The following is a 17,031-nucleotide window of genomic DNA, read 5'->3' on the forward strand; positions in this document are numbered from 1 at the left end:
TTGAATCAATTCTGGTCCCCTTAGGCTTCATTCAACCATAAGGCAAGGTAGACAATAGACGGGCTCGAATTTTTTTGGTAGAAATCAAATAATCACGGACTTCTTAGGGCTAGTGACATACATATCTAAAACAACAGTATCTATGGCAATATTACCAACAGTCATAAAGTTGAGGAGAGACATTAACTGTATGGGCTAGCAATCTAACAGGATTTGTTAAAATAATGATTAGTGTGCGGATTCAAGTTTCAGTCATCTGTGCTTGAACGATGTATCCTTACACTAGTTATTATGTTCAAACTTAGAGGATTCTTATAACTCACCCGACGTGTCTTTTAGTGTACCTCTCCTATAAGGAAATAGACGACAAGGAAACGAAAAGCCGCATCGTTTTCATTACTATTTGACTCGATGAGCGGAGCGAGTCGAGATGGAGGTTTTTATGAAGATTATAGGACTAGGCGGTTTAAGTGAAAGTGGTAAAAGTTACTCAGGACGATATTTGTCCGAAAAGTATTTTGTACCAAAAGTTAAAATAGTGAAATATATTGAGGGATTTAGGAGCAGGTATTTTCAAGATGAACTTAATCTCGAAGATTTTCACAGATATTTATATGACAAACCCAGCGATTTTACAGATTTTTTCCTAGATAAAATGATAAACCTACTCTACGAAGAATATGGGCACTACCCTTTCATAGTTATAGAAAGCTTACATGATCCATTTCTAGGAGAGTATTTTAAAAGAAAACTTAAAAATGATTTTATTATAATTTATTTAGAGGCTACTCTGGAGAATAGAATAGCTAGGGAATCAATAAAAACTGGCAAAAACGTTTCAGAAGTAAGAAATCTTACCTATGAAAAAGATATTTTGAAAGTTTCACATGGTGCCTTGGAGTATAAAAAAATCTCAGACTATACAATTGAAAATGACAAGACTCAGGAAGTTTTAAATCAAGAATTGAGTAAGATTATAGAATTAGAGATTGAACAAATTAAACAAAAGTAAGGAGATAGAATGGCAGTGACCAAGCTATACTTTGTTAGACATGGTTTGGCAGATAACAATTTGAATGAATCATTTAATGGTGGATTTACTGAATCTAATTTAAACTCAGAGGGGAAGAAAAATATACGCTAAACAAAAAGATATCTAAACAAAATACAATTTTCAAAAGTCTATTGTAGTCCACAAAGTCGTGCTATTGAAACTAGAGATATACTAATTTCTAATAAGATAAGAAGTAATATGGACCTAGTCATTTCTGAAAACTTAAGAGAAATTGATTTTGGAAAATGGGAAGGTAAGTTGATAGAACCGTTGAAATTTGATAAAGAAGTGATTAATTTAAGAAATTATCCTGATAAATATACTCCATCAAAGTTTAATGGTGAAGACTATTTTTCTTTAATTAAAAGATTTGAAAACCTTTTATCTGAATTAGAGATTAATGGTAATGGAAATTATTTAATTGTCGGCCATGGTGTAATGTTAACTACATTATTACAGACCGCCCGAGGATATGGCGTATCCGAAGTCAGAAAGGATGGACTATTTAAAAACGGAAGTATTAGTATTGTAGAGATAGATTCTAAAGGAAATAGATCGGTTATTTTGTATGACTTCCCTCACTATGATTCTACAAAAAGAAGTGAGTGATAAAAAGATAGCTCAAATTGTAAAAAAATTACCCAATGAATTGAGAGAAAAATATTAACATTAGATGAACAAGGTGTTATCAATGTGTTAGCAAGCTTAGCATGATGAAGGTATAGTGCTAAAGGTTTCCGAAGAAAATGTTAGCAAAAATGTTAGCAAAAACGAAGTGTTTTGATGATTTTTCGAGAAAATAAAAAACTGTTTGCCGATTTTTAAATCAGCGAACAGTTTTTTTAGCTTGGATTACTGAATTCAAGCGGTTTGAAGTGAAATTTCCTTTGACGTTCTAGGAGGGATTCGAACCCCCGACCGTCCGCTTAGAAGGCGGATGCTCTATCCAGCTGAGCTACTAGAACAGTAGAAAACTGAAGTGATTAAGTAGTGCGTGTTATAAATCAGCAACATATTGAATTTTAGCAGATTTGCGGTGGAGATTCAAGGCAAAATCGAAAAAAGTTTGTTATTTTGTGGGAAAGTATTTTTTATAAGAAATATGAGCCGATTTAAAGCGTATCGAGAAGCTACAGTTCTTACTAACTCGACACAAATGAGCCGAGTTGTTTTATTTTATAAGACTGAAATTAACTGATAATTTTTATAAGTATTTCTAGGCTGCATGTAACAATCAAGAAACCTATTTAGAAAACAAAAGGCCAAGAGCTTTTGTTTTCTATGAAGTGACGACAATATTGCCATTTCTATCCGTTGATTTGAATAAAGTGAATAGGCAAGTAATCATGCTGATGAAAAAGGGAACTGTCGTCCAAAAGAGTAGTAAATATAGAACACCCTTTAAGATAAATCCTGAATAGAATTTATGAATACCTAACCATCCTAAACAGAGAGCTAGAAAAAAATACGCCCACTTACTGACTACTTTTCCGTTCATTGCATAATTTTGTTGATGCATTGGTTGTGTGGGCTGTTGACGGATATGGTCATTTACTATATTAATATGAATTTGTTCATCGAATCGTTTGGTTTGATTCGAATGGTTCATTTGATTATTTGGAATTGACCGATCTGCTTTATAAATACTTACAGAATCACCTTCAGGAAAAATCTCAACTAAATCACCAATTCCCGGCTCGAAATCCATCACATGATAAGGGTAACGGACGATTGAATTGTCGTCTTGGGCGATTACTACTTCATTTTCGTCTAGTTTAATTATCTTTGCCATTTTCTTCTCCTAAGAACCATTGTTTATTTGTTTAGCACCTTAATAGTACCTTATAAAAGGCAAGAATAAAAGGATTTTTCCAGAGAAATCTCTGACAATTTCAGCGGCTGTACTATAAGCTTGGATTTATTAAACGACCATTAATTGAAATGGGGCGTTACATTTAAAATCGTGTCTTGTTATAGAGCCGTATTCTTTGTTATGAAAATCAAGTGAGTCGTTTTAGTTGTTGATTTAAAAATAACAAAGAAGCTTGTGAAAAGGGTTCGTGTTTTGTCTGATTTATGATACTCTTGTAAGTGAGATTGGAATTTTTCATGAAAAGGAGTTTTATAACTATTGGGGAAAGAATTTTTAGCTTTATTAAGAAACGAGTTTGCAGGGTATAATTTATCAAAATTACAGAAGGATTTGTTGGCAGGGATCACAGTAGCAGCGGTTGCTTTGCCATTAGCCTTAGCGTTTGGTGTTTCTAGTGGCGCGACTGCTGCAGCAGGAATGGTGACGGCGATTGTTGCTGGTGTAGTGATTGGCGGATTGTCAGGAGGTTTTTATCAAATCTCAGGACCGACTGGGGCAATGGCAGCTATCTTGATGTCTATTGCAGCGACAAGTGGCTTGACAGGTATATTATTAGCTACCTTTTTAGCAGGTATTTTTTTGGTTTTAGCAGGTGTGTTCAAGCTAGGCGCACTGACTTCATTTATTCCAGCGCCTGTTATTACTGGATTTACGTCAGGGATTGCGATTATTATTGCGCTAGGTCAAGTGGATAATTTTTTTGGTGTTTCTTCAAAAGGGCATAATGTAGTCGAAAAGTTATCGAGTTACCAAACGCTTGGTTTTTCTCCCCATGTATTATCCATGGTGATTGGTGGGTTAGTCGTAATTGGCATGATTGTCTACCCCAAAAAATGGAACCAGCGAATTCCAGCGTCATTAGTGGCAATTATTCTTGCGACAGCTGCAACTATGCTGTTCCAGCTACCCGTGGCGACTGTTGGTAAGATTCCGACGTCACTATTGGGTGATGAGCGTTTGGTATTAGGTGAGATTCAATTGGATTCACTAAAAGAAGTCCTTGTTCCTTCTATTAGTATTGCATTATTAGGAATGATTGAAAGTCTCTTATGTGGCGCTTCTGCAGGTCGAATGACAGGAAAACCTTTAAATAGTAATCAAGAGCTAGTTGCTCAAGGTGTTGGGAATTTGATTTTACCGTTTCTTGGTGGGATTCCTGCGACAGCTGCGATTGCACGGACGAGTGTGGTTATTAAATCAGGCGCTCAAACTCGTTTAGCAGGGATTGTTCACGCGCTTATTTTATTGTTGTCGATGTTAGTTTTAGCACCGGTTATGTCTCAAATTCCGATGCCTGCATTGGCAGGTGTTTTGATTGTGACGGCATGGCGAATGAATGAGTGGGAAACAATTAAAGTTTTGGTAAAGAAAAAGTATGTCACCGGGATAGTTTTATTTGCGGTTACGATGATGAGTACAGTAGTATTTGACTTGAGCATTGCAATTGTTATTGGTATCGTTGCGGGTTGTATCTTTTTTGTTGGTAAAAGTGCTGCAATCACGATCACCGTTGAAGAGGTCGACTGGTCAAGAATCGGTTTGCCAAACTCGGATACTGCAAAGAATTGGGCAGTTGTATACATAAGTGGACCGTTATTCTTTATGTCTACTGAAAAGCTTCAACAAGCCTTTCTTTCGTTGAGCGAAAAAGAAGGGGTCATCTTTTCTATGCGTGGCGTACCAAGTATAGATTTAACGGCTTTAGATGCCTTTGTCGATTTTTATCAAGCAGCGAAAGGCCGAGAACAGGAAGTCATCTTTACGTCTTTACAACCAGAAGTTGAGAAAAGTCTCGAACAGTTGTGGCACATGGAAGAAAAACCGGGGCAACATTTTTCTGTTGCACACGCCCTTCATTCATTAAAGTAGTTAGTAAAACTGTGAAAAACGCTTGAAAACTTTCGAGTTGGGTAATTTCATATTGACTCACGGCCATAATTTTGTTAAGATATTAATGTTGTAATTGTGGTCTCCACAGCTACAACCGCACAGAACAAGTTAATAAGAACAGTTATGTCACTTGGGATGGCGAGTCTAAGTATAAAAATAAGGAGGTGCTGTATAGCATGTACGCAATTATCAAAACTGGTGGGAAACAAATCAAAGTTGAGGTAGGCCAAGCAATCTATATCGAAAAATTAGATGTAGAAGCTGGTGAAAAAGTTGTCTTTGACGAAGTAATTTTGGTCGGTGGTGAATCTACAAAAGTAGGCGCTCCAACTGTTGCCGGAGCTACTGTTGAAGGAACTGTTGAAAAACACGGCAAACAAAAGAAAGTCGTTACTTTCAAATACAAACCTAAAAAACATTCTCATCGTAAACAAGGTCATCGTCAACCATATACAAAAGTTATGATTGAAGCAATCAACGCTTAATTAGCGAAAGAAGGCCTCGGAAATGATAAAAGGGACATTTAAACGAAATGACTCCGGTCAAATTGTTTCATTTACCCTAACTGGGCATGCGGGAGCAGGTACCGAAGGAAATGATATTGTTTGTGCAGGTGTTTCTGCATTAGCAGTCAGTGCCATTAACGGAATCGACGCTTTGGCAGGTTTTGAACCCATTGTGGATGTGAATGAGATTGATGGTGGCTATTTGTATGCTGAAGTCGTTTCAGGAATGACACAGGAACAAAATAATATTGCCCAAATTCTATTGGAAAACCTTTTGTTAGGTTTACAAGCGATGGAAGAAGAGAATACTGAATATATTCAAATTGATACAAACACTCAAAACTAGGAGGTGCAGACTATGTTATTAAAAATGAACTTACAACTATTCGCCCATAAAAAAGGTGGAGGTTCTACTTCCAACGGACGTGATTCAGAATCTAAACGATTAGGTGCGAAACGCGCGGATGGACAAACTGTTTCAGGTGGTTCAATTCTTTACCGCCAACGTGGAACAAAAATCTACCCAGGTGTAAACGTGGGAATCGGTGGCGATGATACTTTATTCGCTAAAGTTGACGGTGTGGTACGTTTCGAACGTAAAGGCCGCGACAAAAAGCAAGTCTCTGTCTACCCAGTAGCACAAGAAGCTTAATTATTTGAACACCCAATTCTTTGTCTGACAAGGAATTGGGTGTTTTTTTGTGCTAGTGTAGTGTTTTTTGCGAAAACGCAGTGGGTATAGAGAAAAGTTTTTATTTTGGATCTATCTGCTATTTCATAAAAAGCGATCATTAATTTCTTAAAACGGCGCAGATGTGACTCTTCAATTATTTGCAGACCAGCACCCACCTCAATCATTAGCTTATTTGCGATGATTGAGGCGGTTCGTTTGTTTCCATCCCAAAATAATTGTGAACGTGTTGCAAATAGAAAATAGTCGAGTGCTTTTTTTGGCTGATACGCGATGAATGAGCTAAATTACATAAGAATCCAATCTAGTTAACAACCCCACCCGTCTCTATTTAGAATTGGGTGGGGTTTAGTTACTATCTGAATATAGAGAATTAGAGATAGTAGGTGAATAAGTCGGGTAAATCAACGCGGACAAGCTCCTCTGAAATAAGAACCAAAGTATTCTCAGAATCATAAACAGTTCCGATGTGATGGATGACTGAGTTGCCGCTTTGAACATTAAAAAGCTTGGCTTGATCATGAGTTAATTGATGAATAGCCACCTGATTTCTTCCTTTAAATTCAGGGTGAATTCCTTCTTTTTTGAGAACTTGATAAAGAGAGTCGTTTAAATCACTAGTAAGTAGAAAGTCAAACGCTTCAGGAAAAAAAGTTTGTTCAAGCATAATAGCTACTCCATCGATTTTTCTAAGTCGCTCGACACGAATCAGTTTATTTGTAGAAAAATATTGTGCAAATCTTTCTGGCACAGGGCTATATGAGCGAGAGAGAACTTCTGAGGTCAACTTTTTGCCTTGTTCTGAACAGAGTTGTGTCAAAGAAAGTGTCTTTTGATGATGACCATTACTCTTAACGAACGTTCCTTTTCCGTGTAGTCGCGTCAAGTAGTCCTCTTTGACTAGTTCATCTAAAGCTTTACGAACAGTAATTCTACTGACGCCAAATTCTTTTTGAAATTGAGCTTCTGAGAGTAATTTATCCCCAGCGCGTAATTCGTGGCTTTCTATTTGCTGAAGAATTGTTTCTTTTATTTGTAAGTAAAGCGGTTTGTTAGTGTCCACTAAACGTTTATCCATAGTCTATCACCATCCATATTCTATTATAAATAAACAGTTTGCTTAATTCAACAGTAGGATCACTTTTAGAATCTTGTTATATACTTGTATTGACATATTCAGAATCTATGTCTTATACTTGTGTTGTTTTTTAATATAAGTTTCTAGGAGGAAATCTAATGGATTGTCAGATGATAGTTAGTGAAATCAGTCAGAGAAAACAGAAAGATGGTGGGATAAAAGAAGTTGTTTGGATTGCTGCAGGTGGGAGTCACGGTGGTTTCTATCCGGCTCACTATTTTTTAGATCAAGAGGCTAAGCATATTCGCTCAAAAAATATAACTAGCAATGAGTTCGTAAAAGCGCCGCCTAAGTTTATTGGTAAAAATACTGTGGCCGTAATTTGTTCTATGAGGGGAACTGCTGAAACGATTGAAGCGGCAGAATTAGCTAAAAAATTAGGTGCGACAACAATTGCATTATATGTAGATGAATCAAAGTTGACAGAAATTTGTACGTATAAGATTGCATATCAATCACTTGCCATTGATGAGAGTGACTTCTCAAAAACGAATTCTGTATATGGCTTACGGTTAGCAATGTTGTTGATGAACGAGGTTGAAGGCTATTTTGATATGGCAATAGCTTTAGATGAGTTTAAGAAAATTGATCAAGTATACAAACAAGCAGCTCTTGATATTCGTCCGAAAGCTATCAAGTGGGGATTGCAAAATCGAGAATCGACTTCAATTCATATTATGGGAAGTGGTCCTACATATGGGGCAGCCTACATTTTTTCAATTTGTAATGTGATGGAAATGTTACAAATTGATTCGCCAACAGTGAATAGCTGTGACTTTTTTCATGGTCCTTTTGAGGTGATTAATGAGGAAACCTCAGTCTTTTTACTTATGGGTCAAGGCAGAAGTCGTTCTAATGATGAACGAGCTGCTCGGTTTTTGAAACAGTTTGGCGGACATAAGGTTTTTGTTCTAGATGCAAAAGAGATTGGGCTTAATCAATTTGATGAACGGATTAGCGAATATTTTAATCATTTAATTTTTGCGCCAATCTTAAATAATGTGTTCATGAGAGAGCTGGCTTATCAAATTAAAAAAGATTACAATACTCGAACGTATATGTGGAAAGCTTCGTATAAATAAACAGCAATAAAAAACGCTAGAAAGATTCTAAGATGAGAGAGAGCTAGGCTTAAATCTCTGAGGATTTTTAGCGTTTTTTTTTTGTGGTAAATCTAATTGAATTTTAATCAACACTCTTTTCCAACACTATCACAAATCTTTTCATAAGTGTTGGTGAAGGGCGAAAAACGTTGACGTATCAATAGTTACAAAAATTGGCATGGATTTTGCTTTATAGAAAGATGTAAGTTGAACGAGGAGGATAGCGCATGAACAAGATTATTTTAGCAAGTCACGGAGAACTGTCACAAGGAATGAAACAGACAGCTTCGATGATTATTGGAGATGCTGGGAATATTTTTGCAGTTTCTGCATTCCGAGATGAAGATGAACCTATAAAAAATCAAGTAGAGGAATTATTGGAACGTATTGGAAGTCAAAATGTATATCTTTTAACGGATATCTTCGGGGGCAGTGTCAATAATGACTTATTACAGATTCAACAAATGAACCCCGAAATCCATTTGTTGTCGGGCATGAATTTACCTCTAGTTATTTCAATTGCGACTCAGACGTCTGAGTTATCAACAGAACAAATGGAAATGATTGTTGAGGAAAGTCGTCAGGGATTAATCGACTGTAAGCAACTATTAGCGACAAATATGACTATTGGAGGAGATGACTTATGATCAAACTAGTTCGAATTGATTATCGATTATTACATGGGCAGGTGGTATTTTCTTGGACGAAAACGTTGGGGATAAATCGAATTATCGTCATTAATCATGAAGCTGCAACGGATGAGTTTAAAAAGATGTCTTTAAATTTGGCTAAGCCTACAGGTGTTAAGTTAAATATGTTCACAGTTGATGAAGCCTTAGCAAAGATGCCCAAAGTCGAGCAGTTAAATGAGAATATAATGATGATTTTTGGGAATACAAAAGAGACGTTATCCTTTTGCGAAAAGTACGCCAAAATTAAGGAAATTAATTATGGTGGGATTCCTAAAAATGGTGAGGCCAAACAATTCGGCAGTGCAGTTTTTCTAAATGCAGAGGAACAAAACGAAGCGCGTAAATTGAAAGAAATGGGGATGAGTCAATACATACAACAGGTACCAACCTCTAAATCAGAGGATCTAAATAAATTACTTTAAAAGGAGGGTTTTAAGATGTTGGTTCAATCGATAGTTTTAGGGTTGATTGGTGTATTTGCAATGTTGGATTCCCGGTTGTTGGGACGTTTAAACTTCGAGCGTCCGCTAATCGTTGGGACAATGGTCGGGATAGCGTTAGGGGATTTGGAGAAGGGATTATTGGTAGGTGCATCTATTGAGTTAATTTCATTAGGTGTGGTTCAAGTCGGAGCGGCTGTACCTGCAGATATGACGTTAGGCGCAGTTATTGCGACAGCTTTTGCAATTTTATCTGGTTCAAACGCAGAGACGGCTTTGACAATTGCCATTCCGATTGCAGTACTAGGGCAGCTGTTAGGGATTTTGATGAGAACAGTACTAGCCAGTTTGACTCACCGAGCGGATTTGTATATTGGAGAAGGAAAATTCAAAAAGGCGCAACGGATTCATATTATCTGGGGAACGATTCTGTATTCATTAATGTATTTTGTACCGATTTTCTTAGCTATTTACTTTGGAACAGATTTAGTAAAATCGATTGTTGAGGCGATTCCTGAATGGGTAACAAACGGCTTGAACCTAGCAAGTAAAATTTTGCCGGCTTATGGGTTTGCTTTGTTACTTCAAACGATGTTGACGAAAAAAATGATGGCTTTCTTATTCCTAGGCTTTTTGATTACAGCTTATTCAGGATTAGGAATCACGGGTGTCGCTTTGTTTGCGTGTATCGTAGCATTTGTCATGTATCAAGTTGAGGCAGCAAGATCTGGTGGCGGTGGAAACGGCCCAACACATGAGCCAGACCCGTTGGATGATTTATAAAAAGGAGGGACTACAAAATGACACAAGGAAAAGATTCGAATAACTTAAAATATTGGCAATTTTTCTGGCGTTCATGGGCAATTCAAGATTCTTGGAATTATGAACGTGCAATGAACATGGGTTTCTTATATGGTATTGCGCCAACGCTGGACCGAATTTATAGTGACCCGAAAGACGAAGAGTTGAAAAAAGAAGCGTATAACCGTCATATGTTGTATTACAATTGTACGCCTCAAACAAGTGCTTTTGTCTTAGGACTAACTGCTTCAATGGAAGAACAGTATTATGAAGATCAAGAAGGTTTTAACCCTGAAACAATTAGCTCGGTGAAAACTTCATTGATGGGCCCATTGTCTGGAATAGGGGATTCCTTCTTCCAAGGAACGGTTCGGGTTTTAGCTTTCGGATTGGGAATCAATCTAGCCCAACAGGGAAGTATTTTGGGACCGATTTTGGCGATGATTATCTCGTTTGTTCCGTCTTTTTTAGTTACATATTATGGAGGTAAGTTTGGCTATAATATGGGAAATAAATATTTAACTAAACTTTATGAAGGCGGACTGATGGATCGTGTGATGTATGTTTGTTCTATCATTGGATTAATGGTTATTGGAGCGATGATTGCTAGTATGATTGGGATTACCACACCACTCAAATTTGGCGAGACATTTGTCTTACAAGATGTACTTGATACAATTATGCCGCAAATGCTACCACTTGGATTGACCATGTTCATGTATTGGCTATTACAAAAGAAAGTGAATACTAGCATTATGTTATTAATCTGTATTGTCGGTGGGTTAGTGTTAAGTGCTTTAGGGATTTTTGTTTAATGTGTTAGTTGAAAATAGATTAGCTTTTTATAAAGGTGATTTGTTTCTCTAAATAAAAAAATTGGAAAAACTCAGGAGGAATTGGAAGAATGAATTCAACAATGGGACCAAAAGAGATTGTAAAAGAAATCGTAGCAAAGAAAGACGTAAAACATATCATTTTCGTAGGCTGTGGAGCATCAAAAGCAGATCTTTATCCAGCGAAATACTTTTTAGATCAAAACGCAAACCAGTTACGAATCAGCCACTACACAGCCAACGAATTTAACTTTGCAACACCTAATTCAGTTAACGAAAATGCAGTAGTTATCTCGGCGTCTCTTGGAGGTACGACTCCAGAAACAGTCGAAGCAAATGCCGTTGCAAAAGATAAAGGTGCTACAGTTATTAGTTTAACACGAGTTGTTGATTCAGCGTTAACAAAAGATGCAGATTATGTTATTTATCATGGTTTTGCTGAAAACTATGCGACGAAGTTAGAAAAGACAGGTTATTGTCTACAATTAGCTGTGGAGCTATTAAATCAAGTAGAAGGTTATGAACATTATGAACAAATGATGGCGGGCTTTGATGTGATTTATAAACTTTCTCAAGAGAGTGCAGAATCTGCACGTAAAGCAGCTAAACAGTTTGCTCAACGCTTCAAAGATGAAAAGGTTGTTTATGTAATGAGTAGTGGGGCAACTCATGAAGTGGCTTACTCTAGCTCAATTTGTTTGATGATGGAAATGCAATGGATTAATTCTGGCACTTTCCATGCAGGGGAATTTTTCCACGGCCCTTTTGAAATTGTCGACAAAGATGTGCCATTTATCTTATTGATGAATGATGGAAAAACGCGTAGCATTGATTCTCGTGCCTTAGCATTCTTAGATCGTTTTGATGCGAAAACAGAGGTAGTCGATGCGTTAGATTATGGATTATCTGCACATGTAGATGAATCAGTGGTTGATTACTTCAATCCATTTGTGATTACAGCAGTCTTCCGTGTATACGCAGAAGAGTTATCTTATAGCAGAGAGCATCCGCTAACAAAACGTCGTTATATGTGGAAACTTTCTTACTAATTTGATTTGAATTAAGAGTTTCGAAAAAACTGGGGCAGTGGTCTTAGTTTTTTCGAACTTTATGATATTTTATGAGCTAGGTGAACGGATTTAGCTCTTTTTTGGCAAAAAGACTGCCATTTATAGATAAAATGTTTTACATTATATGTAGAGGTACGTAAAAACGATGAAAAGTGGGTGAGAAGGATGAAAAAGGAATTGGATGAATACTTATATGAATGGACGATTAATCTTAGTAATGAATCAAAGCACCGTCTTTCTGCGCATGAAATCGGCGAAGCTCTACAATTAACGCGCAGTACGGTTAGCAGTTATTTAAATCAAGCTGTCCGAGAAGGTGAATTAGTCAAAATCAAGAGTTATCCGGTCTTATTTTTACATAAGAAAGCCTTACTAGCAGCCAAATTCACTTTAAGTAAGCAAGAATATTTGTCATTAGATGAACTGTTATCCGAAGGGCAGAACCATGCTTTAGCTGAAATTATTGGTGCTAATGGAAGTTTGAAGGAAGCTATTGACCAAATTAAAACGGCCGTGCTTTATCCTCACAATGGCTTACCGATTCTTTTAATGGGAATGAGTGGTTCAGGGAAAACCTTTCTAGCTGAACGTATCCATCAGTATGCAATAGAAGAACAAGTAATTAGTGGTGAGGCACCATTTATTTCCTATAATTGTGCCCAATACTACAATAATCCGGAGCTACTCTCTTCGGCTTTGTTTGGTCACACTAAAGGAGCCTTTACGGGGGCTGACCAGACACACTATGGATTGATTGAAAAGGCTCATGGGGGGATCCTTTTTTTAGATGAGGTCCATCGATTAAGTGAGGAAGGCCAAGAAAAATTATTTACCTTCATGGATACTGGAGAATTTTCGCCTATGGGGGATACGAGTATTCGAAGGCGTGCAGATGTTCGACTGATTTTTGCAACGACAGAAAATGTCTACGCAACATTCTTGCCAACTTTTTTACGTAGATTGCCTGTGATAGTCAATTTGCCTAAGTTCCAGCATCGTCCACAATCAGAGCGTTTGAGTTTGATTGATTCTTTTTATATTGCCGAGAGTAATATCTTGGAAAAAGAACTACAGGTTTCCTCTCATCTGATTGATTTTTTGTTGAATAGTGACTTAGAAGGCAATGTGGGAAAGATAAAAAACATTATTAAATATGCTTGTGGAAGCGCTTATGTCCATCAGAAAGACAAAGAAGTCATTCAAGTGAGACTGAGAGATTTACCTTTAGAATTTAGTCTTAAGTTTAAAGAACAGTTTAGCAAACCTAAAAAGAAGCTCCCTGATCGACGGTATTTGCCAAATACACCCCAACAAATTTATTTGGAAAGTAAACAGATTCAACTATTGAAAGAATTTTTTTGGGAGATGTTGGCAGAGTTCAAAAAGGTACAGCACCAAGCTTCTTCTCCAACAAGTTTTATTGAGGCGATGGCTAATCGAGTAACTCAAATAATGGATGAATTCATGTTTCAAGAGACTTACAAAAAAGAGGAGTCTTTTTATTCCGTATTGACTTACCATATCCGTCAAACGATTGATATTATGTATGAAAATTATGGTTTTGAACAAGATGGACATCGAGCAGTTTCTTTGGCAAGTTATCTGTATTTGAAGGATAACAAGGATATTCTAGGAAGTCATTATGAATGGACGGAACAAAAAGTGGCACTGCTTGAGTTTCTCAATGCAACGTTAGAGAATACGTATTGGTATGCCAAAAAATTACTTTCTCATTTATCGCAACAATTGGATCAAGAATTGTTTGAAGAGGACATCGTGTTTGTCGCATTTTATTTCTATAGTTTGCACATTAACGACTTACCTAGCGAAGTTAAGAGTATCGTGTTAGCCCATGGGTATTCAACTGCAAGTAGTTTAGCTAATGTTGTAAATAGGATGCTAGAAAAAAACGTCTTTCAGGCGTATGACATGCCGATTAATATTACTTTGGAGAAGGTCGAATCCCAAATTATTCGCTACATTAATGAGTACCGTACAGATGCAGGATTGATTTTGTTGGTGGACATGGGTTCGTTTAACCAATTGGGTGAACGGCTGGCCAAACATATTCAAAGTCCTATGGTGATTATTGATAATGTCAGCACACCTCTTGTATTAGAAGTCGGCCATCATATTGTTAGTGGCCATAGTATTACCGAAATTTACGAAGCGATCTCGGTAGAAAAAAGGATTCAGAAACAGTTGATTATTCCAGAAATCAATAAGAAAAAAGCAATTATCACCTGTTGTTATACAGGGCTTGGAAGTGCGACTCAGATTCAAGAGATTCTTTTGAAATGTCTGGGAGAGTCTGCTAAGGAATTGGTTATTTTACCGTATGATTACAAGAAGTTATTACAAAACAAGCTCTATGAAGCGCCTTTTCAGTTATATGATGTGTTGATGATTGTTGGAACAGAAAGCCCCAAGATTCATCAAGTACCGTATATCAGTTTAGACAAATTAATTAATGGGGAGGCTGTAGAAGAGTTTGCGGACTTGTTGCATGCGCAAGTTGATCTGGATCCTCAAGTTCTAAAAAGTCGGCTGATCTTTAACTTTTCAATTAATAAAATTGTTGAAAACTTGACCATTTTAGATGCCAATAAGGTCTTGCTTTTAGTTCAACGGGCTGTAAAAGAGATGGAAGCTTTAATGGGAATTGATTTTTCGAATAATCAACTATTTCTTTTATACATGCATTGTTGTTCGATGATTGAACGGATTCTTCGAAAGGAAACCGTTGATGAACAAGAGGATATTGAAGAGTATGTTCAAAGAGAAGGACAGAATATTGAATTGATTCATAAAGCGTTTCAAGAAGTTGAAAAGGAATATACAATCGATTTGCCGTTATTAGAACTTCGGTTGCTAAATGATATCGTAAAGGAATAGGAGAAAAAAATGAAAAAGGCAGTTATATTTGATATGGATGGAGTATTGATTGATAGCGAGCATTTTTATTTTGAGCGGAGAATGGCTTTTTTTCGTGAAAAAAATATAGCTCCAGGTTCCACTCGTTTAGAGGATTATGTGGGTAAGACAGAGCAACAGTTATGGGAGACATTGGTGCCAGATGATGAAATGCTAAGGGCGGAGTTGTACCCGGAATATGCAGCGTATCGAGAGGCGCATCCTATCGACTTTACTAAAGCGATTCGAGAACAAGTGCCTGAAGTATTGAAGGACTTAACAAGTCGCAATATTCTTATCGGGCTGGCGTCTTCCTCTCCACGACATGAAATTGATGAAATGTTAAAAAAATGTGAATTAGGTGCTTATTTTTCTTTTGTTATCAGCGGGGAAGAAGTCAAAGAGGGCAAGCCGGATCCTGAAATATATATCCGCAGCAAAAAAGCGTTAAATTGTGAAGGTTATATAGCTGTGGAGGATTCTACTTTTGGCATAGCCGCGGCAAAAGCAGCAGGGCTCTATACCGTTGCTCTCAAGCAAGCTTTTCCACTAGATCAAAGAGAAGCCGATAAGCAGATTGACAATCTACTGGAGCTTTGTGCGTTAACAGAAAATCAGAATATTTTTTTAGTATAACTCACTAGTGTTGCGCAAATATAGTCAGAATAATCTGAAAACTATCTTTCGCTAAAATTTTAAAAAAAGTCGAATGCTTACGCAAGGGATGACTTTTTTCCAGAAAATTTTGGTCGTATTTAACTGAATCCTAAAAGCGTCGACAACGTATTTAGTCAAAATCACCCGGGTCTGTGGCGCTCTAACCAGATTTCTGCAGGCTCAAAACGTAGATAATGAAATGAGCGCTTTAACTGGAAAAGTGTCGCTACCGAATTCAATTCGATCTTTACCAAATAGGTTAACAGCGTCGCGATAAGGGTGAGAATCACTTGATTAATTGCACCTTGTTCGCTTCGTGAGTAAAGTTGCTTGATTGCCAGATTCTGTTTTAAATGTTTGAAAAACAGCTCAATTTGCCAACGTGCTTGATACATGTCGGCGACTTCATTTGGCGAAATATCAAAACGATTGGTAACGATTCGCAAGAGACGTTGACCTTTCGTCAAAACGGTCACAAGACGAAATCGTTCGGTGACGTGATTGTTTCCGCCGCCTAAAATGACGTGTTGATCACTGATAAGTTGACCGTCTGTTGTTTTTGGATTCACGAGTTCAATTTGTTCTAAGACTGTAATCGTCGTATTGGATTTTGTTCGTGTCACAAAGAAATAACCGTCATTGTGCAGGCGATCCAGCAGTTTGTAATCAAAATAGCCGCGATCCACAACATAGGTCGCTTCTGTTTTGTCCACTAAACATTCGAAATGATTCCGGTCATGTTCTTCGGCATTAGTAATCGCAAAATGTTCTGGGTATTGATTGGTTTTGTCCAGATAACAGAGGTTCAAATGAAGCTTGATACCTGCTTTAGTTTTCCGAAAATTTGCCCATGGAAACCGCGTCTTATTCAACGGGATCGTGGTTGAATCAACAAGTTGAAGGCTAGTTGTTTTTGAACTTGGTCGTTCTTTTGCCACTTTCTGAGCCAACTGCGCAAAGATCTCCATTAGAACTTCTTGACTGATTTCAGGAATTTTACGAGAAAGTGAACTGTAGCACAGCGAATCTATGCCTATTTCTTGGCGAAGACTTCGATCCATAAAGGATCTGTCCATTTCGCGAAAGCTTGGAAGCTCTTCATAAACGGCATGTAACAGAACTTTAATTGTGGTCGTGAAGTCCAGTTTTTTACTGTAAGAATTAAATTGTTGCATCCAATTTTTGGCTTCTTCCGATAAATTATTCAAATTTATTGAAGAAAACCATTTCTGAAATGAAGTTTTTGAGTTATACTTATCCATGTTGTGGTCCTTTTTATTGGTCTTGGATAAGTCATCCAAGAGTAGTATAAAGGATTTTTTTTGTCTGGATAGCTTTATATCAAGTTTTAGATAGGTTGAGGAGTCTTT

17 protein-coding genes, 1 tRNA gene, 1 pseudogene and 1 other annotated feature are annotated in these 17,031 nt (G+C 37.2%); of the genes and pseudogenes, 15 read left to right on the plus strand and 4 right to left on the minus strand.

Annotated elements, in window-relative coordinates:
- The first annotated feature begins 442 nt into the window (after positions 1 to 442).
- The 3 genes and pseudogenes from IGI37_RS05080 to IGI37_RS05090 all read left to right on the plus strand — a co-directional run.
- Positions 443 to 1,012 (plus strand): hypothetical protein, encoded by a 570-nt coding sequence (locus IGI37_RS05080; RefSeq protein ID WP_438760350.1) that lies wholly within the window; start codon positions 443 to 445, stop codon positions 1,010 to 1,012.
- A 9-nt stretch (positions 1,013 to 1,021) separates the two neighbouring features.
- Positions 1,022 to 1,144: a hypothetical protein gene (locus tag IGI37_RS05085; protein ID WP_438760352.1), complete on the plus strand. Its 123-nt coding sequence runs from the start codon at positions 1,022 to 1,024 to the stop codon at positions 1,142 to 1,144.
- 18 nt (positions 1,145 to 1,162) lie between these two features.
- Positions 1,163 to 1,663 (plus strand): annotated as a pseudogene (locus IGI37_RS05090) (histidine phosphatase family protein); the annotation flags it as partial.
- 282 nt (positions 1,664 to 1,945) lie between these two features.
- Here IGI37_RS05090 and IGI37_RS05095 read toward each other — a convergent pair.
- Positions 1,946 to 2,019, minus strand: a tRNA-Arg gene (locus IGI37_RS05095).
- 314 nt (positions 2,020 to 2,333) lie between these two features.
- Positions 2,334 to 2,846, minus strand: a complete 513-nt coding sequence (locus IGI37_RS05100) for a TM2 domain-containing protein (protein WP_438760353.1) — start codon at positions 2,844 to 2,846, stop codon at positions 2,334 to 2,336.
- A 339-nt stretch (positions 2,847 to 3,185) separates the two neighbouring features.
- Between IGI37_RS05100 and IGI37_RS05105 the strand changes: the two genes are divergently transcribed.
- The 4 genes from IGI37_RS05105 to rpmA all read left to right on the plus strand — a co-directional run bounded on the left by IGI37_RS05105 (position 3,186) and on the right by rpmA (position 5,975).
- Complete coding sequence (locus IGI37_RS05105) at positions 3,186 to 4,796, plus strand: SulP family inorganic anion transporter (RefSeq protein ID WP_438760354.1); 1,611 nt, start codon at positions 3,186 to 3,188, stop codon at positions 4,794 to 4,796.
- A gap of 103 nt (positions 4,797 to 4,899) precedes the next feature.
- Positions 4,900 to 4,973 (plus strand) — a sequence feature (ribosomal protein L21 leader region).
- A 20-nt stretch (positions 4,974 to 4,993) separates the two neighbouring features.
- Positions 4,994 to 5,302, plus strand: a complete 309-nt coding sequence (rplU, locus tag IGI37_RS05110; RefSeq protein ID WP_438760355.1) for a 50S ribosomal protein L21 — start codon at positions 4,994 to 4,996, stop codon at positions 5,300 to 5,302.
- Positions 5,303 to 5,324: 22 nt separating this feature from the next.
- The gene (locus IGI37_RS05115; RefSeq protein WP_438760356.1) at positions 5,325 to 5,669 is read left to right on the plus strand and encodes a ribosomal-processing cysteine protease Prp; all 345 of its coding nucleotides are present in this window, start codon (positions 5,325 to 5,327) and stop codon (positions 5,667 to 5,669) included.
- 12 nt (positions 5,670 to 5,681) lie between these two features.
- Positions 5,682 to 5,975: a 50S ribosomal protein L27 gene (gene rpmA / locus IGI37_RS05120; RefSeq protein ID WP_438760358.1), complete on the plus strand. Its 294-nt coding sequence runs from the start codon at positions 5,682 to 5,684 to the stop codon at positions 5,973 to 5,975.
- 412 nt (positions 5,976 to 6,387) lie between these two features.
- Here the strand turns inward: rpmA and IGI37_RS05125 are convergent, their stop codons facing one another.
- Positions 6,388 to 7,092, minus strand: coding sequence for a GntR family transcriptional regulator (locus IGI37_RS05125; RefSeq protein WP_438760360.1), 705 nt, complete (start codon positions 7,090 to 7,092; stop codon positions 6,388 to 6,390).
- A gap of 158 nt (positions 7,093 to 7,250) precedes the next feature.
- Here IGI37_RS05125 and IGI37_RS05130 point away from each other — a divergent pair, with 158 nt between their 5' ends.
- From IGI37_RS05130 to IGI37_RS05165, 8 genes are all read left to right on the plus strand, one after another.
- Complete coding sequence (locus IGI37_RS05130) at positions 7,251 to 8,234, plus strand: sugar isomerase (RefSeq protein WP_438760362.1); 984 nt, start codon at positions 7,251 to 7,253, stop codon at positions 8,232 to 8,234.
- Positions 8,235 to 8,482: 248 nt separating this feature from the next.
- A complete protein-coding gene (locus IGI37_RS05135) occupies positions 8,483 to 8,902 on the plus strand; it encodes a PTS sugar transporter subunit IIA (RefSeq protein ID WP_438760364.1) in 420 nt (139 codons plus the stop codon).
- On the plus strand, positions 8,899 to 9,369 hold the full coding sequence (locus tag IGI37_RS05140) for a PTS sugar transporter subunit IIB (RefSeq protein ID WP_438760366.1): 471 nt from the start codon (positions 8,899 to 8,901) through the stop codon (positions 9,367 to 9,369). Before IGI37_RS05135 ends, IGI37_RS05140 begins: the two co-directional genes overlap by 4 nt.
- A gap of 15 nt (positions 9,370 to 9,384) precedes the next feature.
- A complete protein-coding gene (locus IGI37_RS05145; protein WP_438760368.1) occupies positions 9,385 to 10,170 on the plus strand; it encodes a PTS mannose/fructose/sorbose/N-acetylgalactosamine transporter subunit IIC in 786 nt (261 codons plus the stop codon).
- 17 nt (positions 10,171 to 10,187) lie between these two features.
- Positions 10,188 to 11,003, plus strand: coding sequence for a PTS system mannose/fructose/sorbose family transporter subunit IID (locus IGI37_RS05150; RefSeq protein ID WP_438760369.1), 816 nt, complete (start codon positions 10,188 to 10,190; stop codon positions 11,001 to 11,003).
- An 89-nt stretch (positions 11,004 to 11,092) separates the two neighbouring features.
- On the plus strand, positions 11,093 to 12,070 hold the full coding sequence (locus IGI37_RS05155) for an SIS domain-containing protein (protein ID WP_438760371.1): 978 nt from the start codon (positions 11,093 to 11,095) through the stop codon (positions 12,068 to 12,070).
- Between the two features lie 186 nt (positions 12,071 to 12,256).
- Complete coding sequence (locus IGI37_RS05160) at positions 12,257 to 14,986, plus strand: sigma 54-interacting transcriptional regulator (RefSeq protein WP_438760372.1); 2,730 nt, start codon at positions 12,257 to 12,259, stop codon at positions 14,984 to 14,986.
- A gap of 9 nt (positions 14,987 to 14,995) precedes the next feature.
- Complete coding sequence (locus IGI37_RS05165) at positions 14,996 to 15,640, plus strand: HAD family hydrolase (protein ID WP_438760373.1); 645 nt, start codon at positions 14,996 to 14,998, stop codon at positions 15,638 to 15,640.
- A 161-nt stretch (positions 15,641 to 15,801) separates the two neighbouring features.
- Here IGI37_RS05165 and IGI37_RS05170 read toward each other — a convergent pair whose 3' ends face one another.
- Entirely contained in the window at positions 15,802 to 16,923 is a 1,122-nt protein-coding gene (locus tag IGI37_RS05170) for an IS4 family transposase (RefSeq protein WP_438760374.1), read from the minus strand.
- Positions 16,924 to 17,031 lie beyond the last annotated feature (108 nt).

Origin of the sequence: Enterococcus sp. AZ194 (genome assembly GCF_051713825.1) — a bacterium.
In the GTDB taxonomy this organism is placed as follows: domain Bacteria; phylum Bacillota; class Bacilli; order Lactobacillales; family Enterococcaceae; genus Enterococcus_K.

What these genes read in the sequence shown, in the direction of transcription:
- IGI37_RS05080 (WP_438760350.1), top strand. Translation starts at nt 443, where the DNA reads ATGAAGATTATAGGACTAGGCGGTTTAAGTGAAAGTGGTAAAAGTTAC.
- IGI37_RS05085 (WP_438760352.1), top strand. Translation starts at nt 1,022, where the DNA reads ATGGCAGTGACCAAGCTATACTTTGTTAGACATGGTTTGGCAGATAAC.
- IGI37_RS05100 (WP_438760353.1), bottom strand. Translation starts at nt 2,846, where the DNA reads ATGGCAAAGATAATTAAACTAGACGAAAATGAAGTAGTAATCGCCCAA.
- rplU (WP_438760355.1), top strand. Translation starts at nt 4,994, where the DNA reads ATGTACGCAATTATCAAAACTGGTGGGAAACAAATCAAAGTTGAGGTA.
- IGI37_RS05115 (WP_438760356.1), top strand. Translation starts at nt 5,325, where the DNA reads ATGATAAAAGGGACATTTAAACGAAATGACTCCGGTCAAATTGTTTCA.
- rpmA (WP_438760358.1), top strand. Translation starts at nt 5,682, where the DNA reads ATGTTATTAAAAATGAACTTACAACTATTCGCCCATAAAAAAGGTGGA.
- IGI37_RS05125 (WP_438760360.1), bottom strand. Translation starts at nt 7,092, where the DNA reads ATGGATAAACGTTTAGTGGACACTAACAAACCGCTTTACTTACAAATA.
- IGI37_RS05130 (WP_438760362.1), top strand. Translation starts at nt 7,251, where the DNA reads ATGGATTGTCAGATGATAGTTAGTGAAATCAGTCAGAGAAAACAGAAA.
- IGI37_RS05135 (WP_438760364.1), top strand. Translation starts at nt 8,483, where the DNA reads ATGAACAAGATTATTTTAGCAAGTCACGGAGAACTGTCACAAGGAATG.
- IGI37_RS05140 (WP_438760366.1), top strand. Translation starts at nt 8,899, where the DNA reads ATGATCAAACTAGTTCGAATTGATTATCGATTATTACATGGGCAGGTG.
- IGI37_RS05145 (WP_438760368.1), top strand. Translation starts at nt 9,385, where the DNA reads ATGTTGGTTCAATCGATAGTTTTAGGGTTGATTGGTGTATTTGCAATG.
- IGI37_RS05150 (WP_438760369.1), top strand. Translation starts at nt 10,188, where the DNA reads ATGACACAAGGAAAAGATTCGAATAACTTAAAATATTGGCAATTTTTC.
- IGI37_RS05155 (WP_438760371.1), top strand. Translation starts at nt 11,093, where the DNA reads ATGAATTCAACAATGGGACCAAAAGAGATTGTAAAAGAAATCGTAGCA.
- IGI37_RS05160 (WP_438760372.1), top strand. Translation starts at nt 12,257, where the DNA reads ATGAAAAAGGAATTGGATGAATACTTATATGAATGGACGATTAATCTT.
- IGI37_RS05165 (WP_438760373.1), top strand. Translation starts at nt 14,996, where the DNA reads ATGAAAAAGGCAGTTATATTTGATATGGATGGAGTATTGATTGATAGC.
- IGI37_RS05170 (WP_438760374.1), bottom strand. Translation starts at nt 16,923, where the DNA reads ATGGATAAGTATAACTCAAAAACTTCATTTCAGAAATGGTTTTCTTCA.